The organism is Mesorhizobium sp. M8A.F.Ca.ET.021.01.1.1, from assembly GCF_003998025.1.
In the GTDB taxonomy this organism is placed as follows: Bacteria; Pseudomonadota; Alphaproteobacteria; order Rhizobiales; family Rhizobiaceae; genus Mesorhizobium.
Genome location: NZ_RZSJ01000112.1, coordinates 1 through 13,286, shown reverse-complemented (window position 1 = coordinate 13,286; position 13,286 = coordinate 1). Strand labels below are relative to the sequence as shown.

11 protein-coding genes are annotated in these 13,286 nt (G+C 62.2%); 3 read left to right on the top strand and 8 right to left on the bottom strand.

Annotation, left to right across the window (positions count from 1 at the left end; translation table 11 throughout):
• The 3 genes from EOA36_RS11840 to EOA36_RS11830 all read left to right on the top strand — a co-directional run.
• Nucleotides 1-1,346, top strand: a 1,346-nt coding sequence (locus tag EOA36_RS11840; RefSeq protein WP_127277799.1) for a tetratricopeptide repeat protein, incomplete at its 5' end; no start/stop codon positions are given.
• Between the two features lie 145 nt (nt 1,347-1,491).
• Nucleotides 1,492-3,963: a DNA topoisomerase (ATP-hydrolyzing) subunit B gene (gene gyrB / locus EOA36_RS11835; protein ID WP_127277798.1), complete on the top strand. Its 2,472-nt coding sequence runs from the start codon at nt 1,492-1,494 to the stop codon at nt 3,961-3,963.
• A gap of 351 nt (nt 3,964-4,314) precedes the next feature.
• Nucleotides 4,315-5,232 carry a hypothetical protein gene (locus EOA36_RS11830; RefSeq protein ID WP_127277797.1) on the top strand — a complete coding sequence of 306 codons (918 nt, stop codon included), beginning with the start codon at nt 4,315-4,317 and terminating at the stop codon, nt 5,230-5,232.
• 79 nt (nt 5,233-5,311) lie between these two features.
• Here EOA36_RS11830 and EOA36_RS11825 read toward each other — a convergent pair whose 3' ends face one another.
• The 8 genes from EOA36_RS11825 to EOA36_RS11790 all read right to left on the bottom strand — a co-directional run.
• Nucleotides 5,312-6,709, bottom strand: a complete 1,398-nt coding sequence (locus EOA36_RS11825) for an NAD(P)(+) transhydrogenase (Re/Si-specific) subunit beta (RefSeq protein ID WP_127277796.1) — start codon at nt 6,707-6,709, stop codon at nt 5,312-5,314.
• Between the two features lie 6 nt (nt 6,710-6,715).
• Complete coding sequence (locus EOA36_RS11820) at nt 6,716-7,144, bottom strand: NAD(P) transhydrogenase subunit alpha (RefSeq protein WP_189343545.1); 429 nt, start codon at nt 7,142-7,144, stop codon at nt 6,716-6,718.
• Nucleotides 7,141-8,418 carry a Re/Si-specific NAD(P)(+) transhydrogenase subunit alpha gene (locus EOA36_RS11815; protein WP_127277794.1) on the bottom strand — a complete coding sequence of 426 codons (1,278 nt, stop codon included), beginning with the start codon at nt 8,416-8,418 and terminating at the stop codon, nt 7,141-7,143. The genes EOA36_RS11820 and EOA36_RS11815 overlap by 4 nt, the downstream gene beginning before the upstream one ends.
• Before the next feature lie 87 nt (nt 8,419-8,505).
• Nucleotides 8,506-8,730 carry an aa3-type cytochrome c oxidase subunit IV gene (locus EOA36_RS11810; RefSeq protein ID WP_127277793.1) on the bottom strand — a complete coding sequence of 75 codons (225 nt, stop codon included), beginning with the start codon at nt 8,728-8,730 and terminating at the stop codon, nt 8,506-8,508.
• Nucleotides 8,731-8,894: 164 nt separating this feature from the next.
• Complete coding sequence (locus EOA36_RS11805) at nt 8,895-9,044, bottom strand: DUF3096 domain-containing protein (protein ID WP_015314280.1); 150 nt, start codon at nt 9,042-9,044, stop codon at nt 8,895-8,897.
• A 142-nt stretch (nt 9,045-9,186) separates the two neighbouring features.
• Complete coding sequence (locus tag EOA36_RS11800; RefSeq protein WP_245464326.1) at nt 9,187-9,876, bottom strand: acyl-homoserine-lactone synthase; 690 nt, start codon at nt 9,874-9,876, stop codon at nt 9,187-9,189.
• Nucleotides 9,877-10,248: 372 nt separating this feature from the next.
• Nucleotides 10,249-12,564, bottom strand: coding sequence for an EAL domain-containing protein (locus tag EOA36_RS11795; protein WP_127277792.1), 2,316 nt, complete (start codon nt 12,562-12,564; stop codon nt 10,249-10,251).
• A gap of 144 nt (nt 12,565-12,708) precedes the next feature.
• Nucleotides 12,709-13,286 (bottom strand): DUF6537 domain-containing protein (locus EOA36_RS11790; RefSeq protein WP_348629808.1); only part of this gene is annotated, 578 nt, incomplete at its 5' end.

Here is a 13,286-nt window from a genome sequence, read left to right as displayed (position 1 = left end):
GCCTGGAACAGGCCGACCGTCAGAGCCGCACGCTGGAGGAACTCGGTATTCTTTATACGACGGTGGGCAATGTCGACGCGGCCGGCCGGGCCTTCGCCGCGCTGTTGGCCAATCTCGAGCAGCGGTCGCGTCAGGAAACCGATCCCAGCGTCAAGCGCGATCTCGCCATCAGCCATATCAAGCTCGCCAACACTGAGGTGGCGCAAGGCAACCTGCCGAGCTCGCTCGATAACTATGAGGCGGCCAGGGGCATGCTGCAGGAGTTGACCGCAAGCGTGCCGGACAAGAAAGACTGGCTCGGTGATCTTGCCATGGCCAATGACAAGATCGGCAACGTCCTGGCGACACAAGGCGATGTGGCCGCGGCGGCCCAGGCCTATCAACAAAGCCTGTCGATCAAGCAGAAATTGGCCGACGCCGAGCCGAACAGCGCCTATCTGCTGCGCGACCTGACCATAACCTATGACGAAATCGGCGACCTTGCCCGTACCGCCGGCCAGTTGGACAGCGCCCAGACGGCCTTCGAGGAGAGCCTGAGAATCCGGCAGGCGCTGGCCGAGAACAAACCCGACGACCTTGAGCGCCAGCGCGCGGTCTCCGTAAGCCACGAGAGGATCGGTGACGTGCTGCGCGAGCGTGGCGCCGCCGCCGATGCGCTCGTGGCCTACAACAAGAGCCAGGCGATCGCCGAAGACCTGGTGCGCCGCGACCCTAACGATACCGACTTGAAGCGCGACCTGTCGATCAGCTACGCCAAGATCGGCAACGCGCTCAACGACCAGGAGAGCTGGCCGGCAGCGCTGGCTTCCTATCAACAAGCGCTGGCTGTAGCGCGTGAACTTGCCGCGAGCGACCCAGGCAACACCGACTGGCAGCGCGACCTTTCGGTCTGTCTGGAAAAGGTTGCCGGTGTGCTTGATGCCCAGGGCAATGTCAGCGACGCACTGCGAAACTACCAGGACAGTCTTGCCATTGCCGACCGGCTGGCCAAGCTCGACCCGGGCAATTCCGACTGGCAACGCGACCTGTCGATCACTTTGTCGGAAATCGGCATGCTGGAGACCAAGCAACGCCATTTCGAGGGTTCCAGGAAGGCCTTCGAAGCCAGCCTCGGCATCCGCCAGAAACTGGCTCAATCCGATCCGAACAATGCGCTTTGGCAATTTGATCTGGTTCAGGCCTACATCAACTATGCGTATGTGGCCAAGGATCCGAAGGCGGTGCTGACCAAGGCGCTGAACCTGACGCTGGAGCTAGACCGCACGGGCCGGCTGGCGCCGAGGGACAAATCCACGATCAAATATTTGCACGGCCTTCTCGCTAAATTCAACGCTCGAAAAAAATAGCCGGCTGGCGGCTCGGCATTTGAGCCGGAAATGCCTGCAAACCTTGGAAAAACCGCCTTTAGCGCCTATATCTAGTCGATATCAGAAGCGCGATTCGGGGCCGATTTTTCGCGCTGTACAAGCGGCATCTAGACAACAGGTTTTCATGAGCGACCAGACCGAGAACACCAACGGCGCTGAAGCCGAATACGGCGCCGATTCCATCAAGGTTTTGAAGGGGTTGGATGCTGTCCGCAAGCGGCCGGGCATGTATATCGGCGACACCGATGACGGCTCGGGCCTGCATCACATGGTCTACGAGGTGGTCGACAACGCCATCGACGAGGCGCTGGCCGGCCATGCCGACCTGGTTTCGGTGACGCTTAATCCCGATGGCTCGGTGACGGTTATCGACAATGGCCGTGGCATTCCGACCGACATTCACCCCAGCGAGGGCATTTCGGCGGCCGAAGTGATCATGACGCAGCTGCATGCCGGCGGAAAGTTCGACCAGAACTCCTACAAGGTTTCTGGCGGCCTGCATGGCGTCGGCGTCTCGGTCGTCAACGCGCTGTCGGCCTGGCTGAAGCTCAAGATCCGCCGCAACGGCCAGATCTTCGAAATGAGTTTCACCCATGGCGATGCCGACGCGCCGCTGAAGGCGACCGGCAGCTACGAGCAGGACAAGCGCCCGGGCACCAATGAGGGCCGCAGCGGCAGCGAGATCACCTTCTTTCCGTCCGCCGAGACCTTCACCATGGTCGAGTTCGACTTCGGCACGCTGGAGCACCGGCTGCGCGAACTCGCCTTCCTGAACTCCGGTGTGCGCATCGTGCTGACAGACGCCCGTCATGCGGACGTCGTGAAGCATGAACTGCACTATGACGGGGGCCTCGAAGAGTTCGTCAAATATCTCGACCGCGTCAAGAAACCGCTGATCGACAAGCCGATCGCCATCAGGGCCGAGCGCGACGGCATCACCGTCGAAGTGGCGATGTGGTGGAACGACAGCTACCACGAGAATGTGCTGGCCTTCACCAACAACATTCCGCAGCGCGACGGCGGCACGCATCTGGCCGGTTTTCGCGGTGCGCTGACCCGCCAGATCACCGGCTATGGCGAATCCTCGGGCCTGACCAAGAAGGAAAAGGTCTCGCTGATCGGCGACGATTGCCGCGAAGGCCTGACGGCGGTGCTGTCGGTCAAGGTTCCCGATCCGAAATTCTCGTCGCAGACCAAGGACAAGCTGGTCTCGTCGGAAGTCCGTCCCGTGGTCGAAGGGCTGGTCAATGAAGCACTCGGCACGTGGCTCGAAGAGCATCCGACCGAGGGCAAGGTGGTTGTCGACAAGGTGATCCAGGCCGCGGCGGCGCGCGAAGCCGCGCGCAAGGCGCGCGACATCACCCGCAAGACCTCGCTTGGGGTCACCTCGCTGCCCGGCAAGCTGGCCGACTGCCAGGAACGCGACCCGGCGAAGTCCGAAATTTTCATCGTCGAGGGTGACTCGGCAGGCGGCTCCGCCAAGGGCGGCCGTTCGCGGCAGAACCAGGCGATCCTTCCCTTGCGCGGCAAGATCCTCAATGTCGAGCGGGCTCGCTTCGACCGCATGCTCTCGTCCGACATGATCGGCACACTGATCACCGCGCTCGGCACCTCGATCGGCAAGGACGAATTCAACGCCGACAAGCTGCGTTACCACAAGATCATCCTGATGACCGACGCCGACGTCGACGGCGCCCATATCAGGACCCTGCTGCTCACCTTCTTCTTCCGGCAGATGCCGGAGCTGATCGAGCGCGGCCATCTCTACATCGCCCAGCCGCCGCTCTACAAAGTGACGCGCGGCAAGAGCTCGCAATACATCAAGAATGAGAGCGCCTTCGAGGAATTCCTGATCGATTCAGGGTTGGAGGAGGCTTCGCTTACACTTGGCTCGGGGGAAGTGCGGACCGGACAGGATCTGCACGGCGCCGTTGCCGACGCGCTGGCCGTGCGCCAGCTCATCAACGGCTTGCACACGCGCTACAACCGCGACGTCGTCGAGCAGGCGGCGATCGCCGGCGGGCTCAATCCCGATGTCTTTGCCGATCTTGGCCGTGCCAACGCGATGGCGGAGCGGATCGCGCAACGCCTCGACATCATTGCCGAGGACACCGAGCGCGGCTGGACCGGCCGCATGTCGACGTCGAACGAGGGTATCGGCGGCTATGTCTTCGAACGCACCGTGCGCAGCGTCAAGGAATACGCCCATCTCGACATGGCGCTGATCAATTCCGCCGATGCACGCCAGCTCGACCGCTACGCGCAGCGCCTCAGCGAGATCTACGAGACGCCGCCGGTGCTGCGCCGCAAGGATGTGTCCGAAACTGTCTCGGGGCCGCTGGCGCTGCTCAACGCGGTCTTCGCGACCGGCCGCAAAGGACTGACCATGCAACGCTACAAGGGTCTCGGCGAGATGAATGCCGAGCAGTTGTGGGAGACCACGCTCGACCCGAATGTGCGCTCGCTGCTGCAGGTCAAGGTCAACGACGCGACCGACGCCGACAGCCTGTTCTCGCGGCTGATGGGCGACGAGGTGGAACCACGGCGCGAATTCATTCAGGACAACGCCCTGTCGGTCGCCAACCTGGATATTTGACCGACCGCCCAAATCGGCGCGCCAGGCAATTCCAGAAAGTGCGGAACGGTTTTCCGGGGAAAAGCGATAGCGCTTTCCCCTGGGGGACTTCGTCAAGACAACGAATAGAGCGGTTCCGCGTTTTCGTGAGACAATGAACCGTTCTACGCCGCGCCAGTTTGTTCCATCGCCGGCAAACAAAATCATTTCATAGCCCACCGGAACGGAAGCTCCCGAGAGACATTGTGACAGTATCGATCACAATTTCTCACAAGGAGACATCCATGGGACGCGGCATCTTGCTCTGGTTGCTCGGCATTCCGATTCCGATCATCATCCTCATCATGCTGTTCGTACGGTAGGGGGCCTGAAATGCAGTCCGCCCTATCGGCTGTCAACGTATCCGCTTCGACGGAATCGTCCTCCACCGCGGTCAGCTGGGGACCGATCATTGCCGGCGCCTTCGCGGCCTCGACGCTGACATTCATCCTCATGCTGCTCGGCTCGGGCCTCGGGCTCACTATGGTTTCGCCATGGTCGGGCTCCAGCGCATCGATCACCACCTTCGCGGTGTCCACCGCCGTCTGGCTGGTCATCGTGCAATGGCTTTCCTCCGCTGTCGGGGGCTATTTGGCAGGACGGTTGCGTACCAAATGGGTCGGCATCCACACCGACGAGGTCTATTTCCGGGACACCGCCCACGGCTTTCTCGCCTGGGCGTTGGCCACGCTTCTCGTTGTAGGCGTACTTGGCTCGGCGCTTTCCGCCGCGATTGGATCAGGTGTACAGGCCGCGTCCACCGTGGCTTCGGGAGCCGCCATGGGTGCGTCGGCCGGCGCCTCGGCCAATGCCAACGGCGCATCGGCCGACAATGCGACCTCCTATCTGGTGGATTCGCTGTTCCGGCCGGCCGATCCGGCCAAGCTCGCGGCCGCCAATCCAGGCGATGAAGCCGCGGCAGCCGGGCAGGCCTCACGTATCCTGATCGCCGGTACCGTCGCCGGCGAGGTCTCCGCGGAAGACAAGACCTATCTTGCGCAATTGGTCGCCGCGCGCACCGGCCTTTCCGAGGCTGACGCCAAGACACGTGTCGACGCGGTGCTGGCGAAGGCGCAGGACGCGAAGGTCAAGGCGAAGCAGGCGGCCGACACGGCAAGAAAGGCAAGCGCCACCTTTGCGCTTCTCGGTGCCCTGTCGCTGGTCATCGGCGCCTTCATCGCCAGTGCGGCCGCGGCTCTCGGCGGCAGGCAGCGCGATGAAGAGGAAGCCGTTTTCCTGACCAACGGATGAAAGCAAAGCATCAGGACAGCACCAAAGAGCCCGGCATCGACCGGGCTCTTTCTTTATTCGACAGTCAAGATCGGCCGGATCAGTGATCCATCGCCTTGACGATCTCTTCGGTCATCTTCTTGGCGTCGCCGAGCAGCATCATGGTGCCGTCCTTATAGAACAGCGTGTTGTCGATGCCGGCATAGCCGGAACCGAGCGAGCGCTTGACGAACAGGCAGGTGCGGGCCTTGTCGACGTCGAGGATTGGCATGCCGTAGATCGGGCTGCTCTTGTCATCACGCGCGGACGGGTTGGTGACGTCGTTGGCGCCGATGACATAGGCGACGTCGGCCTGCGCGAATTCGGAGTTGATGTCCTCGAGCTCGAACACTTCGTCGTAAGGCACGTTGGCCTCCGCCAGCAGCACGTTCATGTGGCCAGGCATGCGGCCTGCGACCGGGTGAATGGCGTATTTGACATCGACGCCGTTGGCCTTGAGCTTGTCGGCCATTTCGCGCAGCGCGTGCTGCGCCTGCGCAACCGCCATGCCGTAACCCGGCACGATGATGACCTTCTGCGCGTTCATCATCAGATAGGCGGCATCGTCGGCCGAACCCTGCTTGACGGTCCGCTCGATGCCGTCGTCCGCCGCTGCCGCGGTTTCACCGCCGAAGCCGCCGAGGATGACCGAGATGAAGCTTCGGTTCATGCCCTTGCACATGATGTAGGACAGGATGGCGCCGGAGGAGCCGACCAGCGCGCCGGTGATGATCAGCGCCAGATTGCCGAGCGTGAAGCCGAGCGCCGCCGCTGCCCAGCCCGAATAGGAATTCAGCATCGAAACGACGACCGGCATGTCGGCGCCGCCGATCGGGATGATCAGCAGGATGCCGAGCACCAGCGAGGCGGCAACGATCAGCCAGAACACCAGCTTGGCCTCGGTGGTCACCAGCAGCACGATCAGGACGACGAGCGCGATGGCAAGTGCTGCGTTGATGAAGTGACGGCCGCCGATCATGATCGGCTTGCCGGACATGCGGCCGTCGAGCTTGAGGAAGGCGATGACCGAGCCGGTGAAGGTGATGGCGCCGATGGCGACGCCGAGGCTCATCTCGATCAGGGCCTGGGCATGGATGTCGCCAGCGGTGCCGATGCCGAAGCTCTCCGGTGCGTAGATGGCGGCGGCCGCCACCATGACGGCGGCGAGGCCGACCAGCGAGTGAAAGGCTGCGACCAGCTGCGGCATCGAGGTCATGGCGATGCGGCGCGCGGTGACGGCGCCCACGCCGCCGCCAATGGCCAGGCCAAGCGCGATCAGGCCGAAGCGGCCAGCGGACGGGGTTGCCAGCGCCAGCGTGGTGGCAATGGCGATGCCCATGCCGATCATGCCGTAGAGATTGCCCTGGCGGCTGGTTGTCGGATGCGACAGGCCGCGCAGCGCCATGATGAACAGGACGCCGGAAACCAGGTAGAGGAAGGACGCGAAGTTGGCGTTCATGGCGCTCTACTTGTCCTTCTTCTTGTACATGGCCAGCATGCGCTGGGTGACGAGGAAGCCGCCGAAGATGTTGACCGAGACCAGCATCAGCGCGACGAAGCCGAAGCCTGCGGCAACGCCCGAAGCCGCGATACCGACGGCGAGCAACGCACCGACGACGATGACGGACGAGATGGCGTTGGTGACGGCCATCAGCGGCGTGTGCAAGGCGGGCGTCACCGACCAAACGACATAGTAGCCGACGAAGATCGCCAGCACGAAAATGGCGAAGCGGAAGACGAAGGGATCGATGGCGCCGCCCGACAGCGCGTGCGCGGCATTACCGGCGGCCTCGGTGCCGCCCGGGGCATTGGCCAGGTTCTGCACCGCGAGCCTGACGGCAGCACTTGCCTGGTCGAGTTGATCCAGGGCTTTCTGCAAGGTCTGATCCATCACGCGGTCCCTTTCGGCTTAGAGGCGGGCGATTTGGGTGCGGCAGGTTTCTTCGCTGCCGCCTTTTTCGGCGCAGGCGTGGACGCATCGGCGACCAAGGTCGTGGCCGGGATCGCCGCCGGCTCGACATAGGGCTGCTGGTCCGCCTTGGCGAAGGCCGGGTGAACGACCTTGCCGCCATCGGTCAGCATCGTCGCCTTGACCAGGTCGTCGTCGCGGTTGATGGCAAGCGTCTTGGTCGTCTTGTCGACCAGCGTCTCGAGGAAGGCGAACAGGTTCTTCGCGTAGAGCAGCGAGGCGGATGCGGCGACACGGCCGGGCACATTGAGGTGGCCGACGATCTTCACATTGTTGGCGGTGGTGACGATCTTGCCTGGCTCGGCACCCTCGACATTGCCGCCGCGCTCGACAGCGAGATCGACGAGCACCGAGCCCGGCTTCATCGAGGCGACCATGGCGGCGGAGACGAGCTTCGGCGCCGGCCGTCCCGGGATCAGCGCCGTGGTGATGACGATGTCCTGCTTGGCGATGTGCTCGGCGGTGAGTGCCGCCTGCTTGGCCTGGTATTCCCTGGACATTTCCTTGGCGTAGCCGCCGGCGGTCTCGGCGGCCTTGAACTCCTCGTCCTCGACCGCCAGGAATTTTGCGCCGAGCGAGGCGACCTGTTCCTTGGCGGCGGGGCGCACATCGGTGGCGGTGACGACGGCACCGAGACGGCGCGCGGTGGCGATCGCCTGCAGCCCGGCGACGCCGACGCCCATGATGAACACTTTCGCTGCAGGCACGGTGCCCGCCGCCGTCATCATCATCGGCAGCGCCCGGTCATATTCCGACGCACCGTCGATCACCGCCTGGTAGCCGGCAAGATTGGCCTGCGACGACAACACGTCCATCGACTGGGCGCGGGTGATGCGCGGCATGAACTCCATCGAGAAGGCGGTGACGCCGGCCCTGGCCAAGGCCGCGACGGCGGCATCGTTGCCGTAGGGATCCATGATGGCGATCACCGCGGCACCGGCTTTGTAACTCTTCAGCTCGGCATCCGTTGGCCGGCGAACCTTCAGCACGACATCGGCCTTGGCGACATCCGAGGCCTTGCCTATGACGGCACCTGTCTTGGCGAATTCTTCGTCGGGGATACGCGATCTCGTGCCGGCGCCGGCTTCGACGATGACGTCGAAACCCAGGCCCGCCAGCCGCTTCACCGTATCGGGCGATGCCGCGACGCGCGGCTCGTTCGCATCGAGCTCACGAGGGATGAAAACCGTCTGTCCCACCGCATGATCCTTTCGGCTGGAACCTGTCTGCGCGACGTGTCGACCGGGATATCCGGCTACGTCAACCGCAAGAGGGTTTTGGAAGGTCTATCGCAGAATGAAGGCGCCGACGGCCATGATCAGCACGAACAGGATGGTCGCCGAAAAAAAGCCGCCCGCGAAGAAGCCGAAAGCCATCGCCAGAAGCAGAGCGCCGCAGAAGAGCGAGCCATATTTGGCCAGCGCCAGAAAGCCCGCATAGGTACGGTCATGCTCGGCATAGTCCATCTTCGCGCCCAGTTCTACAGGACCGGTCGGCGTGTGCTCAGCCATAGGAATACCCCTTCGAAGACACCTTTCAGGCACATACCGAAAAGCTGGGCGCAGAGCAATGGCGCTATTGCCGCATCGCAGCCGACAACTGCCTCAAGGGAAAATTGAAACTGGCCGCCGATGCCGGGCAATCGGCGGCTTTGCGGCACGCTTGACCCGCTGTCTCAGCCGGCCAGATGCGGAAACAGGCCCAGCAGTCCAACGACAATCAGATAGAGCGCGACGATGTAGTTCAGCAGCCGTGGCATGATGAGGATCAGCACGCCGGCAATCAGCGAGATGAGCGGCGTGAGGGCCAGCGAGTGGATGGTCATGACCGTATTCCTTCCCACGAACAATGCGACACGCCCGGGGCGAACGCCCGTTGGGCAGAATTGCGGCGATACTCGATGGCGATGCCGCTACTCATAACGGCAGATCCGCGGGAAAGGTTCATGATGCCAGGAAGGCGCCCGTTCAGGCAGCGTCGCGATAGTATTTCGCCGTCGGTACGATGGACAGCGGCGTCAGCCGGTTGATGGCCGGATTAGCGAACATCATCCGCTGCTCCACCGCCGTCGACTTAAAGAACGGGAACCGTTCGAGTGTCTGGCGCAAGTTTTCGCCGCAGGGGATTTCGAACAGAGCGATCGGCGCAAGAACACCCGGGAACACCTTGCCCTCTGTCCTCTGAATGGCATGGAAGATGCGAGCATAGTAAGCGGAATGCTCGATCTTGATCGGCGTAAGCACTGCCGTAAGGTTGAAGTAACTGGCGGCCACCATGCCAAGCCTGAGCGTCAGAAAAGGCAGGACTCCGGGCGCGGGCGCACTGTCGGCATCGGTTGCGAAGCGAGTCCCGTCGATGAATGTCTCTCCGCGGGCAAGCCGCTCGGTCAATATTTCCGGATAGGCGTCGACGGACGGCGAATGAGGGTGCTCTCGGGAAATGTAGTGGAGCCGTAATGTGCTGACCAGGTGTCCATCGAAGTAGACGCCGAACCGATAGGAATTCGGCAGATTGTCCCAGCGATCCTCGAACATCCCGCTGGCGATCGGGCCGCACATGCCCGATTGCAGGTAGGAATGATAGCGAAGGCGGTAGATCGCCTCCAGATCCTCGCCTCCAGTGATGAGACGATAGTCGACATGCTCCAGCAATTGCATGATCGAATGGTTCAGCGCCGACCCAGCATTTGCGCCGGCGCCAGCCCGCGCATCGTTTCTTGCAGCATCCATTCTCAAGTCCTCGTATCCGCCTCTGAACAGGCTATTCGAGTTGAAATGAGACACAAGCCGAAAATTCGACCCTACCAATTTACCACTTGTTAACCTTAACGACCGGAGATTCTGGCGGCAGAGTGGTGTTGGCTAAAGGAGCAGTTTTGGCGTCCAGATCCAAGTTCGCGTGAAAACTACTGAGCGCTTTGCTTGGAATTGTTCCAAGTCACTGCCAAATATGCTGGTTCGTACGAGCCCGCCACACGATCCAAGCAACGCACATTATTGACTTCGATGGGCGGGAATTTGCGGCGAAAGCTAGCCGGCTGTGCGCTTGGCGGCGAGACGCAGATCCGCGGCAAATGGCCAGGTGACGTTCGACATCGTCTCGATACCCGACGCGCTGAGCGCTGCGCCGAACAGGAAGCCCTGGACAAGATCCGGCTTCACCGAATGCATCAAGACCTTAAGCTGCTCGAATGTCTCCACGCCTTCGATGGTGACGGTAAGCCCCAGGATACGGGTCAGATCGACGACGCCCTTCAACAGCTCGAGTGAGCGCGGATTGTGGGTGATGTCCATCACGAACGACCGGTCGATCTTGATCTTGTCGAGTGGAAGCTTATGGAGATAGCTCAGGCTTGAATAGCCGGTGCCGAAATCGTCGAGGGCGATGCGGACGCCGAGCTGCTTCAGTTCCTCGATATATTGGCGGGTCAAGGACTTGTCGTCGAGCAGCGCGGTTTCCGTGACTTCGATTTCTAGGCGGCCGGCGGCGAGGCCGGAGTTCGCCAACGCATCGCGCACCTTCTGGATGACGTCGCGGCTGCGGAAATCCCTGGCCGAGAGATTGACCGAGACGCTGGTCTGGTCAGGCCATTTGGCGCATTCGGTGCAAGCCGCATGCAGCACGAAGGTGCTGATTTCGGAAATGATGCCCATCTCCTCGGCCAGCGGAATGAATATGCTGGGCGAAATCGGTCCGAGATCGGGATGGTCCCAGCGGCAGAGCGCCTCGCAGCTGGCGATGCGCATGGTGTTCATCGCCACGATCGGCTGGTAGACGACCCGCAGGTCCCTGCTTTCCACGGCACTGCGCAGATCCGCCTTCATCAGCTGGCGGTTGCGGAACGCGGCGTCCATCGCCGCCTCGAACAGCCGCCAACCGTTCTTGCCGAGCTCCTTGGCCTTGTAGAGCGCCAGGTCCGCCTTGACGATCATGGCGTCGACATCGGTCCCGCCGACCTTGGACAGCACCGCGCCGGCGCTGGCCTGGATCCGCAACCCGTGGCCCGCGACGTCGACCTCTCCCTGCAGCTCGGCGAAAATCCGGTCGAGCAGGCTCTCCAGGTGGCTCTCGTCATCGATGCGGTCGAAGAACAGCATGAACTCATCGCCACCGAAGCGGCTGACGGTAAGGCCTTGCCCGGCGATGGCCGCCAGGCGATCGGCGACGGCGTAAATCAGCCCGTCGCCGACAGGATGTCCGAGCGTGTCGTTGACGCTCTTGAAATCGTCGAGGTCGATCACGGCGAGGCCGCACAGGCGGTCGCGGTCGCCGGAGGCCATCAGTTCGCCGACCAGTTCGTGGAAATAGGCACGGTTGGGAAGGCCGGTGAGATTGTCGTAGCGCGCCATGAACCGGATCTTTTCCTCCGCTTCGACGCGCGCCGTAACATCCTCGAAGGTGATCACGCCGAGTTCCTGGCTGCCTTCGCGCGCGGAGAATTCGTAATGCTGGCCGTTGGCGAGCGAAACAAGCACCTTGCGGTCCCTGCCCTCGCGCAGGGCGCGAGTCAGCTGCGCCTCGACGTAGCGGCAGTCCTTCGGCGCCAGCATACCGCCGGCGACGCCGCGCATCAGAAGGCCGTGGATGGAGCGCCCGAGCAGCGCGTCGGCCGATTTCAGCGACATCAGATGAGCGGCCTCGGCATTGGCGACCGCGACACGCCCGTCAGGGCCGAGCATGACCAGGCCGTGCGACATGGTGTTGAGCGCGCGGTCGAACCTGCGCGTTATGCTTTTCGCCTGCTGGTGGCCGATGACCGCGGAAAAAAGCACATTGCGAACATGGTCGGCGCTGTTGATGGTAATGAACGTCATCGGGAAGATCATCAGACCGAGGACGACAGACGGGGCATCCTGACGCAGCAGGAGCGCAACTGCCATCGGACCGATGAAGGTTACGGAAAAAATCCGCACCATGCGCGGAGAACCGTAGTTGCGGGCGACAACCGTGACCAGGGTTGCCAACGTCAGCGACATCGCCGCCAGTTCGGCGAATGGGTCGGGATACACATAGATCGACACGAAGCACAGCGCACCCAAACCGAGGCCCTGCAAGCAGCCTTTGAAGATGTAGCTGCGCTCCAATCGGTGTGCGTGTTCGACATCGGCAATCATGCCGCCGGTCTTCAGGAAGCTGCGAATACCGAAATAACGGAGAAGGCTGATCGGCAGTAGAATAAAAGAAAAGGCCAGAAACAACAGATTTTGCGTGCGCTGATAAATCATGAATCCGAGGATCCAGTAGCACGCGCCACCGATCACCAACATGTGCGCGTTGTCGAACAACGACCGCACAAATTGGATATAAACATCCGCGGGGATGCTTTCGGTCTTTGTTTTGCCCATATGGTCGGCCCAACGCTAGGCCTTGTCATGCCACAACCGCCTTAAGAAAGGCTTAGAACAGGGGGTTAAGCAACGGCTTCGGTCCGCCTGCCAAGGCGAGAGGGGCTTACAGCCCGAAAAAGGCTTTGAACATTGGTGGAGGAATCACTCAGCGGCACTGAGAACCGGTATCGGCATCGTTTGGGTCAGCCGCTGGAGCAACCTGCGGCGCTCGCCCGCCGCCTTTTCGGCGCTGGTCCGACGGACATGGCCGTAGCCGCGGATCAGCGCCGGGACCGAGACCAGGGCTGTCGCGGCCTCGATCTTGCCTGGCGCCAGCGAGTTGGCCACGAGCTGCAGATCGGCTTCGTACTGCGCCAGCAACTGCCGCTCCATGCGCCGTTCGGCGGTGTAGCCGAATAGGTCGAAAGCAGTGCCGCGCAGGCCCTTCATCGCCGCCAGCACGCGAAAACCCTTCATCATCCAGGGGCCGAAGCTCGATTTCCTCGGTTTGCCGTCATTGCCGCGACGCCCCATGATCGGCGGTGCGAGATGGAATTCGAGTTTCTCGTAGCTCTGGAACTGCTTGCCAAGCTCGGCGGCGAAGGAGCCGTCGGTGTAAAGCCGCGCCACCTCGTATTCGTCCTTGATCGCCATCAGCTTGAACAGGCTTTTGGCCGCGGCCTCGGTCACATCGGTCGAACCCGGCATGGCCTTCGTTTCCGCCGCTCGCCGCCTATCAG

What these genes read in the sequence shown, in the direction of transcription:
- gyrB (WP_127277798.1), top strand. Translation starts at nt 1,492, where the DNA reads ATGAGCGACCAGACCGAGAACACCAACGGCGCTGAAGCCGAATACGGC.
- EOA36_RS11830 (WP_127277797.1), top strand. Translation starts at nt 4,315, where the DNA reads ATGCAGTCCGCCCTATCGGCTGTCAACGTATCCGCTTCGACGGAATCG.
- EOA36_RS11825 (WP_127277796.1), bottom strand. Translation starts at nt 6,709, where the DNA reads ATGAACGCCAACTTCGCGTCCTTCCTCTACCTGGTTTCCGGCGTCCTG.
- EOA36_RS11810 (WP_127277793.1), bottom strand. Translation starts at nt 8,730, where the DNA reads ATGGCTGAGCACACGCCGACCGGTCCTGTAGAACTGGGCGCGAAGATG.
- EOA36_RS11805 (WP_015314280.1), bottom strand. Translation starts at nt 9,044, where the DNA reads ATGACCATCCACTCGCTGGCCCTCACGCCGCTCATCTCGCTGATTGCC.
- EOA36_RS11800 (WP_245464326.1), bottom strand. Translation starts at nt 9,876, where the DNA reads ATGCAATTGCTGGAGCATGTCGACTATCGTCTCATCACTGGAGGCGAG.
- EOA36_RS11795 (WP_127277792.1), bottom strand. Translation starts at nt 12,564, where the DNA reads ATGGGCAAAACAAAGACCGAAAGCATCCCCGCGGATGTTTATATCCAA.